Here is a 23,455-nt window from a genome sequence, read left to right as displayed (position 1 = left end):
GCGCCCCCTAGGAATGCTTCTTTTCAGCCCCGGCCTTGCCGGTGGCGGCGTAGTTATCGCCCAGTTTGCGCACCCACTCGCGCTTGCTCACGTAGTACACCTGCGGGGCCAGGCCCAGCTTTTCAAGCAGGCGGTAGGCGTTTTCGCCCTTGGCCAACTCATGCACCTTGTGCTCCGGGTTTTTGATATCACCGAAGGAGATGGCGCCGGTGGGGCACACTTCCGCGCAAGCGGGCATGTAAGCACCATCAGCCAGAGCTTCGGGATTGCCGCCTTCCTGACGAGCCTTGTCCTTGGCCTTCATAAGCCGGGTGTGGCAGAAGTTGCACTTCTCAACCACACCGCGAGGACGGACAGAGGTGTTGGGAGACAGCGTCTTCTCCATGCCCTTCGGGAAAATGGGGTCTTCCCAGTTGAAGTAGCGGGCATGGTACGGGCAGGCGGCCATGCAGTACCGGCAGCCGATGCAACGCGGATAGATCTGGCTGACGATGCCGCCTTCCTCGTTCTTGTCCGTGGCGATAACGGGGCACACGGGCACACAGGTGGGGTTGCCGCACTGCATGCATGGGCGAGGCAGGTAAGCGATCTCGGCATCCGGAGCGGCCTTCTTGTTGGAAAGCTCATACACGAGCATCCAACTCAAGGTGCGCAACTTGTTAGACGCATCGACCATGGGGGCGATATTGTTCTCGACCTGGCAGGCTGTCATGCACGCGCCGCAGCCCGTGCACTTGTCCAGGTCAATGACCATGCCCCACTTGATGTTGAATTCTTTGGCTTTCATCGTGGTCCCCCTAAACCTTCGCGACGGTGACGGTGGAGCCAGCCCACACCTTGAGGCCCGTGCCTGCTTCGTCGCTCACCGTGAGGATCTTGTAGACGTTCTCGCCCTTGCCCTTGGTGAACTCGTCCCACGCGCTGCGGCCAAAGCCCAGGAGCACGGCAACCGTATTGGCGGCAACGCCCTCGCTCACATGCACACGGGCCTTGATCTCGCCGCTTCCGGAGGTGAGCTTCACCTTGTTGCCCTTGGCAACGCCCAGCTTCTTGGCCGTGGCGCCGTTCATCTGAACAAAGAGGTCTTTGCCCACAAGTTCGGTATCGCGCAGGGTCACGAGGTTGGCGGGAGGGGTAGCCAGGGAGGCGGTGCCGTAGGCCAGACGGGTGACCGGGGCCAGGGCCACGGCCTTCTCGTCGGTCTTGACGGGAACAGCCTTTGCCAGGGCGCCAGCGCCCAGGGTCAGGGCGCCGCCCTTGGCTTCGCCGTTCCAGATGCCGCCAGCGGCCAGAGCGTCGAAGTCGCCGCCCAGAGCCGTAGCCTTGGCCTTGATGACATCAGCGTAGGTATCGAAGCCCAGGGACAGGCCGAGCTTCGCAGCAGCGGCCAGGAGCACGTCAACAGGATCCTTGCAGTCCGCAACAGGCTTTGAAACCACAGGCTTGCCGGCCAGGTACGTGGGCTTGGACACGCCGTAAGGATTCATGGCGTCGTCAAAGCGCTCGTAGGGGTGCGGCGCGGGCAGGATGAGGTCGGCCAGGGCCGCGGTCTCATCCATGTAGGTGCTGAAGCTCACCTTGAAGCCGATATTGCCCATGGCTTTGGCCATTTCAGCGGCCTGGGGCAGGGCGAAGGCCGGGTTGGCTTCGTAGATCAGAAGCGCGCCCGGAGTAGCCTTGCCTGTGGCCACAGAGGCCAGGAAGCTACCTGCATCCTTGGCGTTCTCGCGGTCAGCCGCTGAAGCGATGGCCTTGGGGGCCGCGCCCAGAAGCGTCATGCCGCCCTTCTGGCCCACGCGGCCCAGAAGCACGTTGAGGGAGGCGGCGGCAACGAAGTCAAGGGCGCCGGCGCCCTGTCCGAAGGAGGCGCCAGCCACGATCAGCGGAGCCTTGGCGGCCTTGATCTTGGCGACGAGATCCTTAAGGACGTCGGCCTTGAGTCCGGTGGCGGCCTCAAAGGCTTCCGGCGTGTACTTGGCGACCAGCGCCTTGTAATCGCCGAAGTCGGCAGCCGAGGAAACCGCACCTGCGGCGATCAACTGATTGGCAAGGGCCAGGGCGAAGGTCGCCATGGCGGTGGGGGGCACAGCCACCCACTTGTCGCAAACGCTGGCGGTGTTGTTCAACACCGGGCCAGCGTAGATGTACTGAGCGGTAGCCGCGCCGCCGGTGGGGCGGGTGGCGGCGAACGCCTTCTGGTTGGCCACTGTGGTGCCCCAGGAGTCAAGCGCATCCGCGCCGATCATGAGCACCAGGTCCGAACCCTCGATGTCGAAGCCGGGCTGTCCGTTGCCGCCCATGAGCTTCACGCCCTTGGTGGCGGTGAACATCTCGCCGGGCATGACATAGAAGCCGGTGCTGCCCAATCCGGCCAGCATGGCGCTCAACACTTCGTTGGCGGTGCCGGTCTCGTCGCCGCTGATGGCGGCGATCTTGCCGTCCTGCCCCTTGAGGGGGGTCAGCTTCTCAACGAGCATGGCCTCGGCTTCTTCCCACTTAATGGCCTCGTACTTGCCTTCGCCCACCTTCTTCATGGGCGACTTCACGCGGGCCGGGCTGTACATGAGCTGAGCGCCGCCCGTGCAAATGGGGCACACGCCGCCTTTGCTCATGGGATTGGCGGTGTTGCCAATCGCGGCAAAGGGCAGCCCGCCAACGGTCTTCACCTTCACGGCGCAACCGGCTGGGCACAGTTTGCTCAAGGCGGACTTGGCTTTCACCTCGCCCTTGTTCAGGCGAGGGATCCAGCCCCAATTCTGGGACCAGATGGACACATCGTCCAGGCTCTGCCAGATGACAGGCGTGAACAGGGTGCCTGCAACGCCTCCCATTACGATTTTGACGAATCCTCTGCGATCCAAACCCATCTTACGCACCCCTCTTTTACTTGTGGCAGACGTGACAGGCGTTGCTGACGCCGTTCTCGGCATGGCAGCGCTCGCACTGCCACATCTTCATCGTCTGCTTGCTGTATCCGGACAGCCTGTTCTCATAATAAACCGGCGGAGTGTCCGTCTTGCCGACATCGGGGTGGCAGGACTTGCACTCAAAGGACTCGTGCGCCTTGTGGCTGAAATACACGTTGTCTGGCTGGTACTGGTAGATGAGCCAAGGAACTTCCTTGCCCGTCTTGGCGTACTTCTCGACGTAAGCCACTTCCGCCGGGTCGGTTCCAATGACGTCTGCATGGCACTGCATGCAGCTTTCATTGTTCGGAAGCCCGGCAAAAGAGCCGTCATCACGGAACGTGTGACAGCTCGAACACTCCATGCCCTGCTCCTGGTGGACCTTATGGCTGAAGCGGATGGGCTGCGTCTTCTTGCTGTAAATCAAGTCAGGGAAGAGAACCCAGCCTGCGATAACTGCGGCCACAAAGCCGATCACGAAGGGCAACGCCCCCCCACACCCCTTGCACTGTTTCTTTTCCTCCATAACCTCGCCCCATCGCTCCTGTAGTTTCTGGTCAAATTTCGCCACGGAAAACTGCGTTTTCATAAAGGACCACGCTCTGGCGTGTCAAGGGCTTAGGAAAAAATTCACGAGTTCTCCTGTTTCACCCGCCCATAAACATCATCAAAACGTACAATATCGTCCTCTTCCAGATACGGCCCGCTTTGAATTTCAATGATCTCAAGCGGAACCTTACCCGGATTCGCCAGTCTGTGCGTGGTGGCCTTGGCGATATCCACGGCCTGATTCTCCACAAGCAAGCGCTCCACCCCATCGATCTCGACCAGCGCCGTGCCCGAAACCACCACCCAATGCTCGCTTCTATGGTGGTGCATCTGCAGGCTCAGCCGCGCGCCGGCCAGCACCTCTATGCGCTTGATCTTGTAGTGCTGCCCTTCCTCCAACACCGAATAGCTGCCCCAAGGACGCTTGACGGTAAGGTGGCTTTCCACCAGTTGGCTGCCCTGAGACTTAAGAAGCGCCACAACCTCTTTCACCCGCTGCACATCCGTGAGCGGGCAGGTAAGGGTGGCGTCGCGGGTCTGGATCATGATCATGCCGCGAAGGCCGACCACGGCCAGCTTGCCGCCTTTGGAGATGAGCAGGCAATCCCTGCAGTCCATGGCCAGCACGTCGCCCTGAATGACGTTGCCGGCCTCGTCCTTCTTGCCAAGGCGGTAGATGGCCTCCCAATTGCCCAGGTCGTCCCAGTCGAACCGGGCCTCCACCACCGCGATGTCCTCGATCTTCTCCGCAATGCCGTAGTCGACGGAAAGGTTGGGCAGGGCTCCGTAGCCGGAGACGAGCGCAGCTGCGCCGCGCCCGGACCACCAGGACCAAAGCTCCGGCGTGTGCGCGGCCACGGCGGACAGAAACTCCCGCGCGCGAAACACGAACACGCCGCTGTTCCAGTAATGGCGGCCGCTTTTCAAAAACTCGACGGCCTTTTCGAGCTTGGGCTTCTCGATGAAGCTCTCCACTTCATAGCCGCCCTCTTCCAGCTGCTTGCCCCTGGCGATGTAGCCGTAGCCGGTTTCTGGCTTGCGCGGCAGCACGCCAAAGGTGACGAAAAGCCCGCGCGCGGCCAAGCCCATGGCCTGATTGAGGGAGCTGCGGAAGCCTTCCAAATCCTCCAGAAGGTGGTCGGAAGGGAACACAGCCACCAGGGACTCGTCAGCAGCCTTGTCCTCAAGGGGCACGATGCGATCAAGCCCCAGCAGCACTGCGGGCAGGGTGTTGCGCGCCAGGGGTTCGGCCAGAACGTGGGCGTCCAGCACCGGGTTCAGGCTGCGCAGTTGGCTGCGAACCTCGAACACGTGCTCTTCGTTGGTCACCACCCAGACGTTCTGCGGCGCAAAGGCCGTGAGCACCCGGCGCACGGTCTGCTGCAGCAGGGTCAACTCGCCGTTCAGGGCCAGCAGTTGTTTGGGAAAAAGATTGCGCGAAAGCGGCCAAAGCCGGGTACCCGAGCCGCCCGCCAGAATAATGGCGTGCCGGGCGGGGGACTCCTTGGGTGCGTTGCGTTTTATCGGCATAGGACTCCCGGATGGGTTAGCCGCGCACGCCGCCATGGGGCGGGTCGCAGACAAAAGGCGAATCGATGTCCCTAAGCCGGGGCAACTGCCTGTCTTTGGGCGAAAGCAGGGGCTCCGCCTCGGGCCAGTCGATGCCGAGATCCGGGTCGTTCCAAAGGATGCCCGCATCGGCCTTTGAAGCATAGGGCGCGTCGACTTTATATACAAACTCGGCATCCGGGGTCAGCGTCACGTAGCCATGGGCGAATCCCCGCGGCAGAAACAGCCGGAGCATGTTCTCCGCCGAGAGCTCCGCGCTGAAATGCTGGCCAAAGGTAGGCGAGTCGCGCCGCAGGTCCACGGCCACGTCCAGCACGCTTCCGCGCACCACCCACACAAGCTTGGCCTGGGCAAAGGGCGGCAGCTGAAAGTGCAGCCCGCGCAGCACCCCTTTTCGTGCGGAGTATGCGTGGTTGTCCTGCACGAAGCGGGCCCCGATGCCCAGGGCGTCAAAGGCGGCCTCGCTGTAGGTCTCGAGAAAGAAACCACGCTCGTCGCGGAACACCTTGGGCTCCAGGAGCGCAAGCCCCGGCAGCCCGGTTTCGATCAGACGCATCGTCCAACGCCCCCCAGAGATAAGCTTCCCATGTGATAGACGCGTGTCCTACCTGAAATCACAGGCCAGCACAACCGCCCGCCGCAGAAGACCCTGGCCCCTTCCCTTTCACGCACGGGTCTGCTAGGTGTCACGGCCAGTAAGGCGCAGGCGCAGCTGTAACGCCCGCGCAGCCCACAACGGCGAGGGACCATGAATTCCCTGGACATAATCATCATAGCGATCGTCGGCCTTGTGGCCTTCCGGGGCTACCACCGCGGGCTCATCAAAGAGGCCGTGTCCTTGAGTTCGGTTTTCATCGGGCTTTTCGTGGCTTCGCATCTGCACGGCATCTTCGTGCCGCACCTCAAGGTCTACGTCACCAATCAGAACACGGTGCAGGCCCTCAGCTACCTCATCACATTCATCGGCACCCTGGTGGCCCTGTGGTTCCTGGTGCGCTTCCTCCAAGACGTGCTCAAGGTCGCCATGCTCACCGTCGTGGACAAGGCGGCAGGCGCGGCATTCGGCGCTGTCGAAGGGCTCCTGCTCTCCCTGGTGATGCTCCTGCTGCTCAAGGCCATGTTGCCCGGCACCAGCGTGGTCAAGCAATCCGCCTTTGCCCAGAAGACCGACCCGGCTCTGGTGCTCCTGGCGAACTTCACCCCGGCCCCCATCCGCGAGACCCTGGAGGAGGGCGGCTTCGCCCTGCCGAAGCCGGCCCCGCTGCCACCGCCCAAGCAGCAACAGCAGCAACAGAAAAAAAACAAAGAAAAGCAACATATCTAGCTGCGCGCCTGGCCGCAGAGCCGCAGGCTTGCGCAGCGAAGCGATGCAGAAACAAGGAGACCGGCCATGAGTTCGGACAGCATGAGCATTGCCAAAATCCAGGAAGTCATCGACGCGTTGCTTGGCCCCGGCGGATGCCCCTGGGACCAGAAGCAGACTCCCAAGAGCCTCTGCGACTACATCATCGAGGAAGCTTTTGAGCTGGTGTCGGCAATCCGCGCCGACGACCAGGCCGAGACCTGCGAGGAATTGGGCGACGTGCTCTTTCTGCTGCTGTTCCAGGCCACCCTGGCCGCACGCGCCGGGCAATTCAGCCTGGAGGACGTGGTGGCGCAGAACGCGGCCAAGATGATCCGCCGCCACCCGCATGTGTTCGGCGATACCGTGGTGGCCGATCAGGAAGAGCTTTTACGCAACTGGGAGCGCATCAAACGCGGCGAAAAAAACGGCAACGGGAAAGAAAACGGCGCCTTCGACTCACTGCCCGAGGGACTGCCGCCGCTTTTGAAGGCCTACCGCATCCACGCCAAATCAGCGCGCCTGAACTTCACCTGGGCAACCGACGAAGACGCCCGCGACCAGTTCGACGCCGAGTGGAAGGAATTTGAGGAAGCCTGCGCTGGACCCGAAACGGACCAGAAGGCCGAGCGCATGGAAGAAGAGTTCGGCGACGCGCTGTTCACCCTGGTGGAGTTGGGCCGCAGAAAGGGCATCAAGGCCAACGCAGCCCTGGACCGCGCCAACATCAAGTTCCTGGCGCGCTATAAGTGCATGGAGGAATTGGCCCGGCAACGCGGGCTCGATTTGCTTGAAATGAGCATGGACGACAAGAACCGCCTCTGGGACGAGGCCAAAGCCTTGGCTTAGGCCGCCCTAGCCTTCAAGCTTGCCGGTGGGGGCCATCTCCACCTTGCCCACGGCCAGACGCAGCTCGCGCATGATCTCCTCATCGCCCAGGGACTCGCGGATGATGATGGAGCCGTGCTGCTTGTAGCGCGGAGGCAGGTTGTTCAGGGTCAGGGCGTAGATGTCTTGAATGTCCAGGTAGGACGGCTTGTAGTCCAAAAATTCGGCCAGAACCTTGGGCATGAGCTTTATGACCCGCTCTTCGTTGCGGTTGCGGATGCTGCCCAGGGGCACGCCGTTCACTTCGAAAATTTTCTGCGACATGCCGCATTCCTCCGTCAGATTAATGGCCTTCGCGGCCCAGATCCCGAACCAACCACACTATTTACATTATTATCCCAAGCCGCCGCGCCGCGCAAGGCCCTGCAGGCACAGCCGCAGGCGGCAAGGGAAACGGAGCGCCGGCGGCTCACCGGCGCTCCCCACGTCTGCACTTTGGCCCAAAGGTCCTTAGGCGCCAGAGCTGATGAAGCTGGACGGGAACTCATCCCTCACGGCGCGCAACACTTCTTCGGCCTGCTCGCGAGCGTCGAAACTGCCGGCCTGCACCACCGAAAGCTCGCGGCCGCCGCGCACGGAGCGCACAACGCTTGCGCCCCGGAATCCGGACTGCACAAGGCGATCCTTCACCCTGCGCGCGTTCTCATCCTGTGAAAAAGCGCCAACCTGCACGCTGTAGCGTGAACCGTCCTGCTGCATGGAGGGTTGCATCGAAGCATGCTGCTCCGCCACCGGCTGGGCCTTGGCCGCCACCACAGGAGCCTTGGCCTGGGCGGGCTTGTCCGAACGGGAAGCCTGGACGCGATTCGGACCATCAGAAAGGTCCTTCTCGATGACACGGTTGCCGGACTTGCGGGGCTGGTTCTCGGCAGATGCCGAGGCGACTGTCTTATAGGTTGCGTTCGCAAGCACGGGATTTTCGGCGATGCCCACTACGCGCACGCGGGCAAGGCCGTTGTCGGCCATGCCGAGCAGGCGGGCCGAGGCGTAAGAGAGGTCGATGACGCGGCCATCGACAAAGGGACCGCGGTCGTTAACCACAAGTTCGAGTTCGCGCCCGTTCTCAAGGTTGGTCACGCGGACCTTGGTGCCCAGGGGCAGGGTCTTGTGCGCGGCGGAAATGCTGAACATGTCGTAGATCTCGCCGGTGGCGGTCTTCTTGCCATGAAAATCTATGCCGTACCAGGAGGCAAAGCCTTCCTCGCGGAAGCCCAGGCCGGACTGCACAGGCCAGTAGGTTTTACCCATGACCGAATACGGGCTGATCTTGGGATCAACCTGGCCTGGCTGCCTCTTGTAAAGCACCTGCGTGCGCTCTTGCTTCGCTCCCTCCTGGGGCGGCGAATGCGCCGGAGCCTGTGAATGCAGGCGCTGGGACTCGCCCACAGGCAAGTACGCGCACCCCGTGAGTGCGAGCAGAGAGATGACAACGAAAAATCTGATGCAGTTCATGTAAGCCTCCGTGCGGACGTGGTTTCACGTCTCCCCTCCCAGGGCCCCCGTCAAGATCCGGCTCTCCAAGCCGAAAAGCGCAGTGCGCAGGCATGACGGGTACGCAGGAACATCCCCCCATCAGGTGGGACAATTCGTCCAGAAGCAAATCGTGCTAAATCAAATGCAAGGAACGAACCATATTTTTTTCTTGACATACCCGAAGATGGGGCTCAAAGCTTGCGATCAATTGTCGTAAAGGGACGGAAGCCTGTGCTCCGTACACAGAAACGACGCCAACTTTTAGATCAATTTCAGGAGCTTAGATTTTTATGCCCAAGTCCATCTACGTCGGCAACATTCCTTTCAGCGCCTCCGAGGATGACCTCCACAGCCTCTTCGGCCAGTACGGCGAAGTCATTTCCGTCAAGTTCATCAATGACCGCGAGACCGGCCGCTTCCGTGGCTTCGGCTTCGTGGAGATGGACGACGCTTCCGCCAAGCAGGCCATCGACGCCCTCAACGGCAAAGAAATTGGCGGACGCGCGCTTCGCATCAACGAGGCCCAGGAGCGTCAGCCCCGCCCCCGCCGCGACTACTAGCCGCCGCGGAAAGCCGGCAAAACCAAACCCGGCCCAAGTCACCCCGTCTCGCGCCTGCGGGACGGGGTTTTTCCTTTCCCCATATGGCTGCACAGGCGACCCGGCCCGCCTCGCCGTTGTCCAAGAAATTGTCACAGGGCCGTTGCCTCAAGGACATTCACCGGTTATTCTAGTCCAGCATATTTTCGCCACCTCGTAACGCACCCCCCCAAAGGAACTTTCCCGCATGAAGAACACCGCACGCAATGAGCTGCTGCGCAACATCGCCATCATCGCCCACGTCGACCACGGTAAAACCACCCTTGTGGACGGCCTTTTTCGCCAGAGCGGCGTGTTCCGAGAGAACCAGCAGGTCAGCGATCGCGTCATGGACAACATGGACCTGGAGCGCGAGCGCGGCATCACCATCGCCGCCAAGAACTGCTCCGTCCAATGGAAAGGCGTTAAGATCAACATCATCGACACCCCGGGCCACGCCGACTTCGGCGGCGAAGTGGAGCGCTCCCTGGCCATGGCCGGCGGCGCTATCCTGCTGGTGGACGCCAGCGAAGGCCCCCTGCCCCAGACCCGTTTCGTGCTGAAAAAGGCTCTGGACGGCGGCCTGCCCGTCATCGTCATCGTCAACAAGATCGACCGCGGCGACGCCCGCCCCGAGGAAGTGCTGAACGAGGTTTACGACCTGTTCATCGACCTGGGCGCCAACGAGGAGCAGCTGGAATTCCCGGTTCTCTACGCCATTGGCCGCGACGGCATCGCGCAGAACACCCTTGAGGAGCGCGGCGACAGCCTTGGTCCTGTCTTTGAAGCCATCGTCAAGCACATCCCCGCTCCGAGCTACGACCCGGAAGCCCCCTTCCAGATGATCGTCTGCGATCTGGGCTACTCCGACTACGTGGGACGCCTGGCCATCGGCAAGGTCGTCAACGGCAAGGTGAAGTCCAGCGACAGCATGGTCTGCATCGGCGCCGACGGCGCGCCCAAGACGTTGAAGGTGAGCAAGCTGCAGGTGTACGACGGCGTGCAGCTGGCTGCGGTCGACGAAGTCCTGGCTGGCGACATCGCCGTGCTTGCCGGCATCGACGACGTGCAGATCGGCGACACCATCTGCACCAAGGAATCGCCTGTGGCCCTTCCGCGCATCACCGTGGACGAGCCCACCGTTTCCATGCGCTTCGGCATCAACACCTCGCCCCTGGCTGGCCGCGAAGGCAAGTTCGTGCAGAGCAACAAGATCCGCGAACGCCTGATGAAGGAAGCCCTTCAGAACGTCGCCATCCGCATTGAGGAGACCGACGATCGCGAAAGTTTCCTGGTCAAGGGCCGCGGCGAGTTCCAGATGGCCATCATCATCGAGACCATGCGCCGCGAGGGCTTCGAGCTCACCGTTGGCCGCCCGGAAGTCATCTACAAGCGCGACGAGCACGGCAAACTCACCGAGCCCATCGAGCGCGTGTACGTGGACTGCGACGAGACCTTCATGGGCATCGTCACCGAGAAGCTGTCCATCCGCAAGGGCCGCATGGTGAACCTGGTGAACAACGGCAAGGGCCGCGTGCGCATCGAGTTCAGCGTGCCCTCGCGCGGGCTCATCGGCTACCGCGACGAGTTCCTCACCGACACCAAAGGCACGGGCATCATGAACTCGTACCTCGAAGGCTACGGCGAATACCGCGGCGACTTCCCCACCCGCTTCACCGGCTCCATCGTGGCCGACCGCTCCGGCGTTGGCGTGACTTACGGCATCTTCAACCTGGAGCCGCGTGGCCAGATGTTCATCACCGCTGGCGACCCCCTCTACGAGGGCATGATCGTTGGCGAGCACACCCGCGAGGTGGACATCAACGTGAATCCGTCCAAGGAAAAGAAGCTCAGCAACATGCGCGCTTCCGGCAAGGACGAGGCCTGCACCCTGACCCCGGTGAAGCCCATGACCCTTGAGCGCGCCATCCACTTCATCCGCGAGGACGAACTGGTGGAGATCACGCCCTTGTCCATTCGCCTGCGCAAGACCGTGCTCTCCGCCACCAAGCGCCACACCATGCGCGGCGGAGCCAAGACCGAGACCGAGAAATAATCGAGGGCGCAGGCATGAATCCGCTGCGCTTGCTCCTGAAGCCCTCGGCAAGACGCTTCTTTGACGAGGCGGACGGGCTTGGCTTCAGCCTTGGCAAGAAGCTGCACGGCTACCTGTACCTGCGCTGGCCTTACACCTACATCAAGATCCTTTCCGGCGAGCACCCCCTGGTCAAACTTCTGACCAGGGGGAGCCGCTGGCTGGACCGCCTCTTCCCCGCCCGCGTGGACGCCCGGCGCAAGGCCATGAAGGCCAGCCGCAACGCCACGGGCATCCGCTTCGCAGACACCTACCACGGCAAGGTCATGCCCACGGACGAGGCCATCAAGCTCGTCAAGATAGGCCGCGAGGTCTGCGTCACCACGCCGGAATCCGTCGTGCCCTACCAGCTTGCGCGCGACATCGTGCTGAAGAACCCGGACCACATCGTTGTGTTCGACTGCCCCTGCCGCGCGGCGCGCAAGAATCCCTGCTCGCCCATGGACGTCTGCATGGTCATGGGCGAACCCTTTGCCAGCCTGGTGCTGGAGCACAACGAAAAGCGCGCCCGGCGCGTGACCCCCGACGAGGCCGTGGCCATCCTGAAAGCCGAGAACGCCCGTGGGCACGTGCACCACGCCTTTTTCAAGGACCTGGCCCTGGGCCGGTTCTACGCCATCTGCAACTGCTGCTCCTGCTGCTGCGCGGCCATGGCCGCCCAGAAGAACGGCGTAGGCATGCTTGCCTCTTCAGGCTACCTCGTTCAGGTGGACGAGGAAGCCTGCGTGGGCTGCGGCAACTGCGTCAAGTTCTGCCAGTTCGGGGCGCTCAAGGCCCGCGACCGCAAGCTTCAGATCAAGAGCGCGCGCTGCATGGGCTGCGGCGCCTGCGTGAGCAAATGCCCCAAGGTCGCGCTTTCCCTCCGGTCCGAGCCCACGCGCGGACTGCCGCTCTTGGTGGAAGAAATCCTGAAGAGCGCCTCCGGCGGCCCAAGGACCTGAGGTCTTTTGCCCCCCCATACGCCAAAGGGCCGGATCCGAGTTTTGCTCAGATCCGGCCCTTCGGCGTTGTGAGGTCAGCAGCATGCTGACGCGGCGAATTCCCCTTGCCCACGGGAGCTTCGCATATCGATTCGCCCCCAGGACTCCTAGGTTCCAAATTTGAGAGTGCGGGAGCTTTGGACTCCCGAACTGTCCTGCAATTCGTTTCGTCCGGTGGGCGAAGTCGACGGGGTGACGCAGGTTCGAGCGACGCTCGACAAGTCAGAAAATGAATATGGCCGGTGCGGGAAGGGCGCGGCAGGGGTTGCCACCCGGCCCGCACCGGCCTGCGAGGGGGCTGATTAATCCCAGTAGGCCCGGCCAGGGTTTTCCGGCGCGGCATTCAGGCGGTCTGCGCCAGACTCCGGCGCGAGCAGGGCCAGGCGCGCTTCCAGTTCGTGCATCTGCGCGGCGTCGATGTTCAGGGTGACAACATGCGCGGCGGCAGGGGCCGCAGGCTGCGTCGCCGCGGTCGGCGAGGGCAAGACGTTGTCTTCGCTCAAACGGGTGGCGTCAAAACGGCTGCACGCCGTGCTGACGAAAAGCATCACAAAGAAGCAGACCCTGGCAAAGGCGAGGCTTGCGCTGTCCATGTTCATATTGTGCTCCTTATAATCCGCCATGAGCCTTCGTCTGATCTCATCGCTCGATCGGAAGGCGTTACCGAGCGTCTATGGCTGCACCCTGAGGCTCCCGGCCAGAGTTGTAAATGTGGAAGATTTTAAGTATCCCTTCGGAATTGGCGAAGGCTGACGCGCCAATCTGTCGCACAGCACGCCTGGGGGGTTGGTAAGTATGTCATTCGATTTGACTGACTTGCGTCTGTTTCTGCATATCGTGGACAGCGGCAGCATCACCAAGGGCGCCGAGCGTTCACACCTGGCCCTGGCCTCGGCCAGCGCACGAATCCGCAACATGGAAGACATGCTTGGGGTGCAGCTCCTGACGCGCGGGCGCAGGGGCGTGACGCCCACCGAGGCTGGCCGGGCGTTGCAACATCATGGCCGCATCGTGCTGGATCAGTGGGTGCGCATGCTGGGCGACCTGGGCGAGTACGCCTCGGGGCTCAAGGGCCATATCCGGCTTTTGTGCAACACGGCCTCGCTCACGGAGTTCCTGCCCGACCTGCTGACCACCTATCTGGCCGAGCACCCCAACGTGAGCATCGAGCTGAACGAGCGGCCCTCAACGGACATCGCCCAGGACGTTGTGGACGGCAAGGCCGACGTCGGCGTCATGGCGCGCTCGGTGGACGTGGGTGCGCTGGAGACCTTCCCCTTCCGCAAGCTCACCTACGTGCTTGCCACGCCCATGCGGCACGAACTTGCGGAACGCAGCAGCGTGTCCTTCAGCGAAGTGCTGAAGCACGACTTCGTGGGCCTGAACGAAGACAGCCCCCTGCAAAGGTACCTGGAATCCCATGCCGCAAGGCTGGGCCGTGAAATGAACCACCGCGTGCGCCTGCGCGGCTTCCTGGCCGTGGGCCGCATGGTGGAGAGGAACGTGGGCGTGGCCATCATGCCCGACACCGCCGCCCAGCGCTGCAAACTGACCATGAACATCCGCACGGTGCGCATCACCGACCCCTGGGTGACGCGCGATCTCATCCTCTGCATGCGCCGCTTCGACGACCTGCCCGTGCACGTGCGCGACCTGGTGGAGATGTTGCGCCAGTGAAAGCGCCGCCCTGCCCTGGCGTAGCAGCTACTCGTCGAAGGCCACTGTCTTGAACGCTGCCGCGCGTCTGTCCGGGCTCCACAGGGAGGGAGCCGGGGGCGGGCTGGAGGCCGAGCGAATATTCACGCCCTCCATGGGCCGCACGATCTCGGTGCGGCCTCCATCGTTGACGATGTAAACTCCCTTTCCCGAAATGAGCAGCACCGAGAGTTCCTCCGCAGACAGGTATCCGCCCCAGAAATCCGTTCCGCGTATGCCCACCACGGCCAACGGGGTCGACACCTCGAAAGGTGCGCCGCGCAGGGACTCAAGGCTGCCCGTGGCCACGCGGAACACGCCCTTGGTGAGCTTGAGCAGCACCCCGCCCTGCTGGCGTCCCAGATCGTAACGCTCCACGCTGAAGATCGTGTCCGCCCCAAGGGTGAGCCTGGTCTCGTCGAGCAGGGTGATCTCCAGCCGCGCGCCCGGCCCGGTCTTGAGCACGTCCTTGCGGCTGATGAGCGCGTTGATCCCCATGGGCCGCAGGACGCTGCCCTGCACCGCGAAGGACACGCCCTGCACGCGGGTCACATGCCCCACGGACTCCACCTCTGCGGCAAAGACCGGTGCCGCATGCAGAGCCAGAAACAACGAAAGAAAGAGCGACAGAATCGAGGCGAGGACGACAGGCCCAAAAGGGCTGGAGCGATGCGGACAGAGTGTCTTGGGCGTCTTCATGAGGTGGCCTCCCTTGCAGGTCATAGGGCACAGATCCAATGATACAAGCAATATAGCCAGCCATAGTGTTTTTGTCGATACATTTCATGCCATTTCCGCATTCTGGCGCTTCCGGGGGTCACCTTCGCCGCCCCTTGCCCCACGCGACCTGGAGGGGTAGAGAAGAGGTTCAGAACCATCAGCCAGGGGTATCCAAATGAACGGGAAACAGCTCTGCATCCACGGTCATTTTTATCAGCCGCCCAGGGAGGACCCCTGGATGGACACCATTTTGCCTGAAGGCAGCGCCGCCCCAGCCACCCACTGGAACGAACGCATCTGCGAGGAGAGCTACGCCCCCCTGGCCTGGGCCCGGAGGCTGGACGGCCAGGGCCGCATCATCGAGATCATGAACTGCTTCGAGTACATGAGCTTCAACTTCGGGCCCACCCTGCTCACCTGGATGGAGCGCAAGGCCCCGGACGTATACGCCCGCGTGCTCGAAGGCGACCGCGCCAGCCTTGCGCGCCTGGGCCACGGCAACGCCATCGCCCAGATTTACCACCACATCATCATGCCCCTGGCCACAGACCTGGAGAAACGCGCCGAAATCGCCTGGGCCCTGGCCGACTTCGAATCCAGGTTCAAGCGCCCGGCAGAAGGGCTGTGGCTCTCCGAAGCTGCGGTGGACATGCGCACCCTGGACCTGCTGGCCCAGGCCGGCGTGCGCTTCACCATCCTGGCCCCGCGCCAGGCGCGGGAAGTGGCCGACGTGGGCCAACTGAACTGGACCCAGGCCCATGAAGGCAATCTGAACATCCGCGAGCCATACCTCGTCGAACTGCCGGAAGGACGCAGCATCGCGGTGTACTTCTACGACGGCCCACTGTCGCAGGCCGTGGCCTTTGAGGGGCTGCTGCGCCACGGCGACGCCTTCTGGGGCAGGCTTTCCGGCATGGCAGGACAGGGGCTGCTCGCCCTGGCTACAGACGGAGAAACCTACGGCCACCACTTCCGGTTCGGAGAAATGGCCCTGGCCTTCGCCCTGTCCCAGGCCCGCGCGGGCGTGGAAGGAGTTGAACTGACCAACTACGCTGCCTATCTGGCCGAGAACCCGCCCAAAAGACGCGCGCGCATCCACGAAAACAGCTCCTGGAGCTGCGCCCATGGCGTGGAGCGCTGGCGCTCCGACTGCGGCTGCGCAACCGAACACAAGCCCGGCTGGAACCAACGCTGGCGCGGACCGCTGCGCGACGGCCTGAACGCCGTAAAGACAAGGATCGACAATCATTTCATGCACCTTGGCGCGCAACTCTTCCGCTCCCCGGAGGAAGCCCTCATCGCCTATGGCCGGGTGCTCTCTGGCCTGGACACGGACAAGGAGTTCTCCACCGCGCAGCTGCGCCCGGACCTCAGCCCGGACCAGCAGCACACGGCCTGGAAGCTGCTCACCATGCAGAAGTGGGCGCTCTCGTCCTTTGCAAGCTGCGCCTGGTTCTTCGACGACCTTGGGCGCATCGAGCCCCTGAACGCCCTGACCTTCGCCCTGCGGGCCATGCAGCTGGGCAGGCGCACCGGATTGGACGACCTGGAGCCGCTGCTCCTCTCGTACATCGGGCAGGCCAGCAGCAACGACCCGGCCCTGGGCGACGGCCTTGATCTCTGGAACCATGAGGTCCGGCACCGGCGCGAGACCACTGAAACCATACTGGCCCAGGCCCTCATCCGTCTCTGGGCCGAAGGGAGATTGCCTCTGCCCGGCGGCAGCGCGGAAGTCCCCTGGCCCGGCCTGTCCGTCCAAGTCCGCGTAAGCGGGGAAGACGACCAAGGCCACAGCACCGGCACGGCCTGCATAACCTGGACGCGGGAAAGCGGCACGGACGAGCACGACTGGACCTGGGAGCTGCCCAATGGCGGCGATCCCTTTGCCGGGTGCATCCGCGTGGGCGACACCGGAACAAAATGCGTTCCGGCTGCCTACATTCCCTGGGGCAAGCGCCAAGCGCTGGCCCTGGCCTGGGTGCGCCGCGTGGAGGCGGAGACCTGGCAACGGCAGGTGGAGGAGTCGCGCCTGGGCGCGCACCTGTTCCTGCCCTTCCGCGAGGCGCAGCACACCCAGACCGGCGACGAGTGCTGGGACAGGCTCTGGTCGCCCCTCACCTGGCAGTGGATCATGGGCGAGGTGACGGCCTCCCGCGACTTCCTCGGTTTTCTGCTGGAGCGCGGGCGCGAGCATCCGGAGCGCCACCTTCTGGCCCGCCGCGTGGGCCATGCCCTGGTTGACCTGCTGGGCAGGCCCAAGCCAGACTGCCAGCTCGTGCGGCGATTGCTGGAGCGCGCTGCAAGCGTTGGGTTGGAGCCTGATTTGCGCAAGGCCCAGAACCTTTACTGGACCAGGCTCAGGGCCAATGCCTCGGCGCTGGAGGCAGGGCTGGCCCTGGGTTTTGCCCCAGAGTAGCCCCCCTTGCCCAAAACAACCCGGCAGGATAGTGCATCACGCACACACTCCTGCGGAGGTTTATTGAGTGCTCACTGAAACCATCAGTCGCTATGCCATTCAGATTCTCGAGACTACAGGCCTTGCCGGCGCCGCTTTTCTCATGGCCCTCGAAAGCATGATCGCGCCAGTGCCCAGCGAGGCGGTCATGCCTTTTGTGGGCTTCCTGGTGGCCGATGGCAAATGGGGGCTTTTTGAGGCCATCCTCGCCACCAGCATCGGCTCCTTCCTGGGCTCTTATATTTCCTACCTCATGGGTTATTACGGCGGCAGACCCTTTGTGCTCAAGGTAGGCAAGTACCTGCTGCTGGACGTGCACGACCTGGAGATGACCGAGCGGTTCTTCCAGCGCAAGGGCAGCTCGCTCACGCTTTTCGCCAGCCGGTTCATCCCCGTGGTGCGGCACCTTGTGTCCATCCCGGCGGGCATCGGCAAAATGCGCTTCTGGCCCTTCGCCATCGCCACCACGGCGGGCGCTACCATGTGGAACACCTTCCTGCTTTTGTGCGGCTTCAAGCTTCGCGAAAACTGGGAGATGGTGCAGACCTATCGCCACCAGTTCGACGCGCTCATCATCGGCATGCTTGTGGTGGCCGTAGCCTGGTACGTATGGTACAAGCTGAAGCGCAAGCGCACCCTGCGCGCCGAAGCCGCCGACTAGCGCCCCCGCGCTGAACGAAGAAGCCCCCGGCTGTCCAGAGCGGACTGCCGGGGGCTTTTCTGTTGCTGGTTTGCGCCTAGCGGAAGGTGATGTCGGCCCGGGCGGTTTCGGCGTCCTGAATCTGCACGGTGATGTCCACCGGCGTCTTGTAGAACTCGGCCGCGCCGCGCAGGATGCCCTCGAAGTAGTGCTGGTAGCCTCGGCGCGACTTGTAAATCATGGTGAGCTTGTTGCCGCGGTCCTCATAACTGAAGCGCGGCGGCACGATGCCCGGCAGGGCCTTGGTCAGGTCCGCGTGGGTCTGGTTCATGGTCAGCAGGAAGTCCTTCAGGTTCGGGGCCTTGAAGTACGAGCGGTACATCTTGTGGAACTGGTGGATGGTGTGTCTGCCAAGCTCCACAAACACGGCGCGCGGCTCCTGTCTGGCGGCCTGGGCCACAACCTCGGCCATCTGCTGCAGCACCTGGTCCGGATAGCTGCTGGTAGGCAGGAACATGGGGTTGCCCAAGGCCTCGTTCACCTTGGCAAGCACAGCCGGACCATACTTCACGCCCACAAAATCGTGCATTATTTTTGGCAGAATGCCCTTCATCTGGCCGTGGGACACGCGCAGCTTGCTCTCGTCGGACTTGGTGGCGCTGAAGGTCATGGAGAGCTGGAGCAGGTTCTGAGCCAACTCGGCCAATTCCCGCGTGGCCGAGGCCGACTGGTCCGCGCCTTCCTCAGCCTCCTTGGCAATGCCAGCAATATCCTCGATATTCCTGTTGATTTCCTCTGCTGCGGAAGATTGCTCTTCTGCGGCGGTGGCGATCTGCGCCACGCGGTTGGTCACGTCCTCAATGCGCTTCATGATCTCTTCCAGCGCAAGGCCCGTGCGGTTTGAAAGATCCGTGCTGGTCTCCACCTGCTTCTCGGTTTCGCGCATGGTGGTCACGGCGTTCTGGCTGCGCTCCTGGATCTCGCGAATGGAGTTCTCCACTTCCTTGGTGGCGGTCATGGTCTTCTCGGCGAGCTTCCTCACCTCGTCGGCCACAACGGCGAAGCCCCGGCCCGCATCGCCCGCGCGCGCCGCTTCGATGGCCGCATTGAGCGCCAGCAGGTTGGTCTGGTCAGCGATGTCGTTGATGACGTTGATGATGCGATCAATCTCCGCAGCCTGGGAGTCCAGTTGCCCCAGCACCTGCGCCAGCTTGCGCGAGGAGTCGGCCACCATGTTGATGCCCCGGACGCTCTCGCGCACCAGGCTCACGCCGTCATTGGCGGCCTTGCTGGCCGTGGCGGCGGCATCGGAAGACTGGGTGGCGTTCTGGGCCACCTCAAGCACCGTTGCGGTCATCTGCTCCATGGCGGTGGACACGGACTCGGTCTGGGCCTTCTGGCGGTTCGCTCCTTTTGCCTGCTCGTCCGCGCTGGCGGAAAGCTCCTCAGAGGCGCTGGCTACGCGCTGGGCGAGGTCGTTGATGGAGTTGCCGACCTTCATGGCCTGCTCCTGCTGCTTCTGCAAGGCGCGCTGCTGCGCCTTCACCTCGGCAAGGTCGGCCAGGCAGACCACCGCGCCCAGCACCTCGCCGCCGATGCCGCGGATGCAGTTCACCACAGCCAGGACATCCGCCTTGCGGCCGTCCCAGAGCACAAGCTCAAGTTCCTGGGAAACATCTTTCTTTTCAGCAATGACCTTCTCGGTGACGGAGGCGCCTTTCTTGCTGTAGAAGGCCTCGGACACGGTCTTGCCCTGGACCTCGGCCTCGGTCTTTTTGAGCAGGGCCAGCATGGATTCGCTCACGTGGGTGATGACGCCGGCCACGTCACACAAAAGAAACGGCGCGCCCACAGCATGCACAGCGCCCCGGTAGAACTCGCGGCGGCGCATGTTGTACTCAAAGGCTTCGGACGCCAGGGCACCAAGCTCGCCAAACTCTCGCCAGGACTTCACCTCATCGAACAGAAATTCGCGTTTGCGGGACATGAGCTTTGTCAGGCCCGCCTTGAGCTGATCCCCCCCTGCCCCTTGGGTGGAGGCCAGATATCCGGCCAAAGCAAGGGAAATGGCGGCCAAGCCAAGAGTGGCATACAGATTGGCAGTGAAAAAGGCTCCAAGAACCAGGACCGCGCCCACGGCCCCGATGGCCCACATGCCCGCTGCCGGGGGGATCTGCTGCTGCGATTTCATGCTGCGCTCCTTGAAGGGTGACACACGCGGAGGACTCCGCTGCCTCAAGCTCATCGGCCAACGCCTATAATATCTTTACCACATGTACTATTTCACCAAAATTATTGGGTGTTGGCAACCCCCAATAACATTCCGCCCCCCAGCGCGATTGAGAAGGCGCATTGACTTGCACGCGCGGTTTTGGCACCTACATGAACGCTTGCGGAGCGGCCCTCACCCGGTCTCCTCTGCGGCATCAGGCGGAGGGGTGGCCGAGCGGCTCAAGGCGGTGGTCTTGAAAACCACTGACGGGTAACCGTCCGGGGGTTCGAATCCCTCCCCCTCCGCCAAACCACCAGTAAATCGCACACTTCCCCAATCCGAATTGGCAAACAGCCCGGGTGGTCTTTCATGAGCGCACAAACGGCATTGCTGCTGTTCATCGCCGTCATCGTCGTGGCCTTTGCGCTTACGCGCCTGCGGCCCTCGCAGCAAAGCGGCGATGCCGCGATATCCGCCCTGGTTGTTCAAGCGCTCGCCAAGGAATTCCCCTTCAGCAATGTGCATGTCGATGTAAAAACATTTGACGGGATAGTAATTCTCGGCGGGTTCGTGCGCGAACACGAGCAGATGACGAAGGCCATAGAAACGGCCAGAGCCATTGAGGGCGTAAAATCCGTGGACAACCGCATCTCCGTGCGTTCCGGGGGGTAGCGGCGGAGCATCCCGTCCGCATCATATCGCGGCTTAGTGCGCAGCATGCTCTGGCGGCATAGGCCTGATGCGTCCATAGGCTTTGTCCAGCGCTCTAGAAAGAGCGGGCCAGGCCCGCAAAACCTGCATCGGGCGCAGCGCAGGACTCCCCCAACGCCTGCATGAATTGCGAAATATGCAGCCCGTCAGCAAGGCCGTGGTGCACCTGCAGATTGACCGCCATGACGGTCTTGTTCTCCTTCGCCTCAAAGCGGCCCCAAACGATGCGCGGGATTGCGTCTGGCGAGTTGAGATTCATGGGATGGCTCACAGACGTGAAGTGGACCCAGGGAAGGCAGCTTAGGTAGAGCACATCCTGGCCTGTGGAATCGAGGGGGCATTCCCCAGCGCTTTTCGTCTGAGCCATGACCTCCCGCGTGTGCTTGATGAAAGCGCCAGGATCGTCGGTGTAGCGGGTCCTGCAGAAGTAGAGCTGTCCGCCGTCGCTGAGGATGGTGAACGATGGATGCACCACATCGTGGTCATACACAGCCTCGCCCTCAATCCTCAATCTCAGCTCCGGCACGCTGTTGGCCGCCTTGGTGACCAGGTAAATCATGCCGACGTATGAGGGGATTCCAGAATCCTTCATGAAGCTGCGCGCCGCAGAGACATCAATCTCACATGTCACCGAGCAATACGGGCATTGCATCTTACTGAAATACCTGTACTGGTCTCGCCGACTCCACCCTTCAAGATCAATGCGTTTCACGCTTACCTCCAGAGAGCTTGCTGCGCCGGGAACGGCCATCGCCTTGCGGGCGGCGGCAGGTGCTGGGAACCGGGCCAGCAGTCAATTGTCGCGGTTATTGGATCTTGTACTCGCGATACCGCACAGCCTTGATCTTGCCGTACGCAGTGTTGCCAAGCCGCACGATCAAAAGCGCGGCCACAAGGGCGACGAAAAGCAGCCGCCCGCCCGATGCCGAGTTCGCGCTGAGCATGTAGTTCAACCTGAAGAGGGGCACCGCAACAAACAGCACCGTGGCAAGCCCTCCCAGGACTCCATACCACCAAAATATTTTGCGTTCCCGCAACGTGACCTTGGTGTCCGCTTCTGATCCCACGCCCAGCCAAGCAAAAAACTTGCGCTCAAGAAACTTGAAGGAACGCTCCCGCAGATTGGGAATGCCGGTGTAATCCAGCAGCATATAGTACGCATCCATCTTGATGAATGGGTTGAAATTCATAATCAGGGTGAACAAACTGAACAGGCAAAAGGCCACCAGCACAGACTCCCAGATGGAGCCGGTGCCGGCAAAGTGCCCGGCGGCCCAAAGGCCAGAGCCGAGAACAGCAAATGATACAATGGGGCCGCCCAGCGACACCAGGATGCGCTGCCGCTTTTGCGGAAAACTCCAGGCTGCCGTGGTGTCGCAGTAGAAGATGAAGGACGCCAGGTAGAACATGATCCCCAGGCGCGAGACCTTGCCGCCGAAATGCTTGCAGGTCACTCCGTGCCCAAGTTCGTGCAGAGAGATGTGGATGAGGGTAAGAAGATACACAGGCAAAAGGACCAGCGGAGTGCGGAGAAAGACCTCCTCCAGGTTTGCCACAGCAGCCATGAAATTGGTTCGATGCTCCCAGTACGGAACAAGGCCGGAGAACCCAATGGCAAGCAGCACGCCCAGCCCGAGATGCGAATAAAGAAATCGCGTCTTGTCATGCACGGCCGCCACAACGCCATCCGCATTGGGAATCGTGAAATCTGGGTTGACTATCTTTTTGATGATCCGCTTGAAGCGGCTGCTCTTCATGCCGTCCTCAGGAGTAAGCAGCATGCCCATGGACTCGAGCCGCTCATACAGCCCGGCCAGCATGGCCGGAGACGTCAGCCCCAGAGCGTCGAGGTGCGCCATGTAGAGGTCATGGAACGAGGCCTTGCCATCCATGTGGCGGATGATGAAGGTCTGGCTGGGACTGAGCATGAGGACGCCGGTGCCGGGGGCCTGGAGCGTGGAGCCGGAATGTTCGGCGCTGGGGTCGTCAAGATGCAGGATGACGCCTTTTCGCAGCTCGGGCTTGATGGTCATCACCCAGGCCTGCTTCTCCTTGCCCTCGTCCCGGCGGTACTTGATCATGCGCAGCACGTGGCGCGACCCCTGGACCATGAAGCGGACCCTGTCCATGCGCCGCTTAATCATGTGGAGCCACAGCGTGTCCATGTCTATGGCGTCGAGGTCGGTCCCGGCATCGGGAATTTCGTACTCCTCCGTTTCATGGGGATTGAGCGGGATTCTGGAGTTGTAGACGATGTCGATGACGATGGTTTCGCCCCGGTAGTCCAGCCGCAGGTCGATGGCATCGTCCACGCCTGCCTCCTCCGCCTTGCGGACAAGCTCCTCGCAGGCCTCCATCACGGAACTGGCGCACATCTCCTCCAGCTTTTGGGAAAAGCCGACCATGGCGCCGTAGCGCTGGAGGCTTTCCTGGGCAAAGCGCATCCAGCGCCCATCGGGCGGCAGGGAAATGCAAACCTTGTTGTGATTCATCTCTCTCCACGGAGTAAGTGCGGCAGCAAAGATGCCTTTGCGCCAGCCGACGCCGAACGCATTCCGAGATCGCCCGGTGGCCGCCGCTCCCCGCCTTGCCCCCTTTGCCGCCCACGGTGCCCAGCCGAAACCGACATTCCTCCGTCCGCG

General features: G+C 62.4%; 21 protein-coding genes and 1 tRNA gene. 10 read left to right on the top strand and 12 right to left on the bottom strand.

The genetic code is table 11. From position 1 onward, the window contains the following. Positions 1-7: 7 nt before the first annotated feature. The 5 genes from qrcC to rfbC form a co-directional block, all read right to left on the bottom strand. Positions 8-787 carry a menaquinone reductase iron-sulfur cluster-binding subunit QrcC gene (gene qrcC, locus Q8O35_RS01065; RefSeq protein WP_305569452.1) on the bottom strand — a complete coding sequence of 260 codons (780 nt, stop codon included), beginning with the start codon at positions 785-787 and terminating at the stop codon, positions 8-10. 10 nt (positions 788-797) lie between these two features. Continuing rightward, positions 798-2,867, bottom strand: a complete 2,070-nt coding sequence (gene qrcB / locus Q8O35_RS01060; RefSeq protein ID WP_305569450.1) for a menaquinone reductase molybdopterin-binding-like subunit QrcB — start codon at positions 2,865-2,867, stop codon at positions 798-800. A gap of 16 nt (positions 2,868-2,883) precedes the next feature. Next, complete coding sequence (gene qrcA, locus Q8O35_RS01055) at positions 2,884-3,432, bottom strand: menaquinone reductase multiheme cytochrome c subunit QrcA (protein ID WP_305569569.1); 549 nt, start codon at positions 3,430-3,432, stop codon at positions 2,884-2,886. A gap of 104 nt (positions 3,433-3,536) precedes the next feature. After that, positions 3,537-4,985, bottom strand: a complete 1,449-nt coding sequence (locus Q8O35_RS01050) for a mannose-1-phosphate guanylyltransferase/mannose-6-phosphate isomerase (RefSeq protein WP_305569448.1) — start codon at positions 4,983-4,985, stop codon at positions 3,537-3,539. Positions 4,986-5,001: 16 nt separating this feature from the next. Beyond that, positions 5,002-5,580, bottom strand: coding sequence for a dTDP-4-dehydrorhamnose 3,5-epimerase (gene rfbC, locus Q8O35_RS01045; RefSeq protein WP_305569446.1), 579 nt, complete (start codon positions 5,578-5,580; stop codon positions 5,002-5,004). Between the two features lie 192 nt (positions 5,581-5,772). On the opposite strand from rfbC, the gene Q8O35_RS01040 reads away from it, so the two are divergent. Both Q8O35_RS01040 and mazG read left to right on the top strand, forming a co-directional pair. Further along, positions 5,773-6,348, top strand: a complete 576-nt coding sequence (locus Q8O35_RS01040; protein WP_305569441.1) for a CvpA family protein — start codon at positions 5,773-5,775, stop codon at positions 6,346-6,348. 66 nt (positions 6,349-6,414) lie between these two features. Next, complete coding sequence (mazG, locus tag Q8O35_RS01035) at positions 6,415-7,215, top strand: nucleoside triphosphate pyrophosphohydrolase (RefSeq protein ID WP_305569434.1); 801 nt, start codon at positions 6,415-6,417, stop codon at positions 7,213-7,215. A 6-nt stretch (positions 7,216-7,221) separates the two neighbouring features. Here the strand turns inward: mazG and Q8O35_RS01030 are convergent, their stop codons facing one another. Both Q8O35_RS01030 and Q8O35_RS01025 read right to left on the bottom strand, forming a co-directional pair. Continuing rightward, on the bottom strand, positions 7,222-7,518 hold the full coding sequence (locus tag Q8O35_RS01030) for a late competence development ComFB family protein (protein ID WP_305569432.1): 297 nt from the start codon (positions 7,516-7,518) through the stop codon (positions 7,222-7,224). Between the two features lie 186 nt (positions 7,519-7,704). Then, positions 7,705-8,706, bottom strand: a complete 1,002-nt coding sequence (locus Q8O35_RS01025) for a septal ring lytic transglycosylase RlpA family protein (RefSeq protein ID WP_305569430.1) — start codon at positions 8,704-8,706, stop codon at positions 7,705-7,707. Between the two features lie 311 nt (positions 8,707-9,017). Between Q8O35_RS01025 and Q8O35_RS01020 the strand changes: the two genes are divergently transcribed. From Q8O35_RS01020 to Q8O35_RS01010, 3 genes are all read left to right on the top strand, one after another. Continuing rightward, positions 9,018-9,287 (top strand): RNA-binding protein, encoded by a 270-nt coding sequence (locus Q8O35_RS01020; RefSeq protein WP_305569428.1) that lies wholly within the window; start codon positions 9,018-9,020, stop codon positions 9,285-9,287. A gap of 226 nt (positions 9,288-9,513) precedes the next feature. Further along, positions 9,514-11,361, top strand: coding sequence for a translational GTPase TypA (typA, locus tag Q8O35_RS01015; protein WP_305569426.1), 1,848 nt, complete (start codon positions 9,514-9,516; stop codon positions 11,359-11,361). Between the two features lie 14 nt (positions 11,362-11,375). After that, positions 11,376-12,341: a 4Fe-4S binding protein gene (locus tag Q8O35_RS01010; RefSeq protein ID WP_305569420.1), complete on the top strand. Its 966-nt coding sequence runs from the start codon at positions 11,376-11,378 to the stop codon at positions 12,339-12,341. A 341-nt stretch (positions 12,342-12,682) separates the two neighbouring features. On the opposite strand, the gene Q8O35_RS01005 is transcribed toward Q8O35_RS01010, so the two are convergent. Beyond that, positions 12,683-12,979, bottom strand: coding sequence for a hypothetical protein (locus Q8O35_RS01005; protein WP_305569412.1), 297 nt, complete (start codon positions 12,977-12,979; stop codon positions 12,683-12,685). Between the two features lie 196 nt (positions 12,980-13,175). Between Q8O35_RS01005 and Q8O35_RS01000 the strand changes: the two genes are divergently transcribed. After that, entirely contained in the window at positions 13,176-14,057 is an 882-nt protein-coding gene (locus Q8O35_RS01000; protein WP_305569410.1) for a LysR family transcriptional regulator, read from the top strand. A 27-nt stretch (positions 14,058-14,084) separates the two neighbouring features. Here Q8O35_RS01000 and Q8O35_RS00995 read toward each other — a convergent pair whose 3' ends face one another. Further along, positions 14,085-14,774 carry a FecR family protein gene (locus tag Q8O35_RS00995; RefSeq protein ID WP_305569408.1) on the bottom strand — a complete coding sequence of 230 codons (690 nt, stop codon included), beginning with the start codon at positions 14,772-14,774 and terminating at the stop codon, positions 14,085-14,087. Between the two features lie 196 nt (positions 14,775-14,970). Here Q8O35_RS00995 and Q8O35_RS00990 point away from each other — a divergent pair, with 196 nt between their 5' ends. Then, a complete protein-coding gene (locus tag Q8O35_RS00990; protein WP_305569406.1) occupies positions 14,971-17,211 on the top strand; it encodes a DUF3536 domain-containing protein in 2,241 nt (746 codons plus the stop codon). A gap of 142 nt (positions 17,212-17,353) precedes the next feature. Beyond that, positions 17,354-17,911: a DedA family protein gene (locus Q8O35_RS00985; protein WP_305569404.1), complete on the top strand. Its 558-nt coding sequence runs from the start codon at positions 17,354-17,356 to the stop codon at positions 17,909-17,911. A gap of 76 nt (positions 17,912-17,987) precedes the next feature. Here the strand turns inward: Q8O35_RS00985 and Q8O35_RS00980 are convergent, their stop codons facing one another. Next, positions 17,988-20,081: a methyl-accepting chemotaxis protein gene (locus tag Q8O35_RS00980; RefSeq protein ID WP_305569397.1), complete on the bottom strand. Its 2,094-nt coding sequence runs from the start codon at positions 20,079-20,081 to the stop codon at positions 17,988-17,990. Positions 20,082-20,322: 241 nt separating this feature from the next. Here Q8O35_RS00980 and Q8O35_RS00975 point away from each other — a divergent pair. Together Q8O35_RS00975 and Q8O35_RS00970 are read left to right on the top strand one after the other, a co-directional pair. Beyond that, positions 20,323-20,410, top strand: a tRNA-Ser gene (locus tag Q8O35_RS00975). A 61-nt stretch (positions 20,411-20,471) separates the two neighbouring features. Then, positions 20,472-20,774, top strand: a complete 303-nt coding sequence (locus Q8O35_RS00970) for a BON domain-containing protein (RefSeq protein WP_305569390.1) — start codon at positions 20,472-20,474, stop codon at positions 20,772-20,774. 94 nt (positions 20,775-20,868) lie between these two features. On the opposite strand, the gene Q8O35_RS00965 is transcribed toward Q8O35_RS00970, so the two are convergent. Both Q8O35_RS00965 and Q8O35_RS00960 read right to left on the bottom strand, forming a co-directional pair. Further along, positions 20,869-21,564, bottom strand: a complete 696-nt coding sequence (locus tag Q8O35_RS00965; RefSeq protein WP_305569388.1) for a chloramphenicol acetyltransferase — start codon at positions 21,562-21,564, stop codon at positions 20,869-20,871. A 55-nt stretch (positions 21,565-21,619) separates the two neighbouring features. Continuing rightward, entirely contained in the window at positions 21,620-23,305 is a 1,686-nt protein-coding gene (locus Q8O35_RS00960; RefSeq protein ID WP_305569386.1) for a hypothetical protein, read from the bottom strand. Positions 23,306-23,455 lie beyond the last annotated feature (150 nt).

This window comes from Humidesulfovibrio sp. (genome assembly GCF_030689645.1).
In the GTDB taxonomy this organism is placed as follows: Bacteria; Desulfobacterota; Desulfovibrionia; order Desulfovibrionales; family Desulfovibrionaceae; genus Humidesulfovibrio.
Note: the sequence above shows the minus strand (reverse complement) of the source record. Positions and strands in the feature narration are given on the sequence as shown.

Coding starts and splice junctions, on each gene's coding strand:
- Q8O35_RS00960 (WP_305569386.1), bottom strand. CDS start 23,305: ATGAATCACAACAAGGTTTGCATTTCCCTGCCGCCCGATGGGCGCTGG.
- Q8O35_RS01030 (WP_305569432.1), bottom strand. CDS start 7,518: ATGTCGCAGAAAATTTTCGAAGTGAACGGCGTGCCCCTGGGCAGCATC.
- Q8O35_RS00970 (WP_305569390.1), top strand. CDS start 20,472: ATGAGCGCACAAACGGCATTGCTGCTGTTCATCGCCGTCATCGTCGTG.
- Q8O35_RS00995 (WP_305569408.1), bottom strand. CDS start 14,774: ATGAAGACGCCCAAGACACTCTGTCCGCATCGCTCCAGCCCTTTTGGG.
- Q8O35_RS01010 (WP_305569420.1), top strand. CDS start 11,376: ATGAATCCGCTGCGCTTGCTCCTGAAGCCCTCGGCAAGACGCTTCTTT.
- Q8O35_RS01050 (WP_305569448.1), bottom strand. CDS start 4,985: ATGCCGATAAAACGCAACGCACCCAAGGAGTCCCCCGCCCGGCACGCC.
- Q8O35_RS01005 (WP_305569412.1), bottom strand. CDS start 12,979: ATGAACATGGACAGCGCAAGCCTCGCCTTTGCCAGGGTCTGCTTCTTT.
- Q8O35_RS01020 (WP_305569428.1), top strand. CDS start 9,018: ATGCCCAAGTCCATCTACGTCGGCAACATTCCTTTCAGCGCCTCCGAG.
- Q8O35_RS01000 (WP_305569410.1), top strand. CDS start 13,176: ATGTCATTCGATTTGACTGACTTGCGTCTGTTTCTGCATATCGTGGAC.
- Q8O35_RS00990 (WP_305569406.1), top strand. CDS start 14,971: ATGAACGGGAAACAGCTCTGCATCCACGGTCATTTTTATCAGCCGCCC.
- typA (WP_305569426.1), top strand. CDS start 9,514: ATGAAGAACACCGCACGCAATGAGCTGCTGCGCAACATCGCCATCATC.
- qrcC (WP_305569452.1), bottom strand. CDS start 787: ATGAAAGCCAAAGAATTCAACATCAAGTGGGGCATGGTCATTGACCTG.
- Q8O35_RS00980 (WP_305569397.1), bottom strand. CDS start 20,081: ATGAAATCGCAGCAGCAGATCCCCCCGGCAGCGGGCATGTGGGCCATC.
- qrcB (WP_305569450.1), bottom strand. CDS start 2,867: ATGGGTTTGGATCGCAGAGGATTCGTCAAAATCGTAATGGGAGGCGTT.
- Q8O35_RS01025 (WP_305569430.1), bottom strand. CDS start 8,706: ATGAACTGCATCAGATTTTTCGTTGTCATCTCTCTGCTCGCACTCACG.
- Q8O35_RS00965 (WP_305569388.1), bottom strand. CDS start 21,564: ATGGCCGTTCCCGGCGCAGCAAGCTCTCTGGAGGTAAGCGTGAAACGC.
- mazG (WP_305569434.1), top strand. CDS start 6,415: ATGAGTTCGGACAGCATGAGCATTGCCAAAATCCAGGAAGTCATCGAC.
- qrcA (WP_305569569.1), bottom strand. CDS start 3,432: ATGGAGGAAAAGAAACAGTGCAAGGGGTGTGGGGGGGCGTTGCCCTTC.
- Q8O35_RS01040 (WP_305569441.1), top strand. CDS start 5,773: ATGAATTCCCTGGACATAATCATCATAGCGATCGTCGGCCTTGTGGCC.
- rfbC (WP_305569446.1), bottom strand. CDS start 5,580: ATGCGTCTGATCGAAACCGGGCTGCCGGGGCTTGCGCTCCTGGAGCCC.
- Q8O35_RS00985 (WP_305569404.1), top strand. CDS start 17,354: ATGGCCCTCGAAAGCATGATCGCGCCAGTGCCCAGCGAGGCGGTCATG.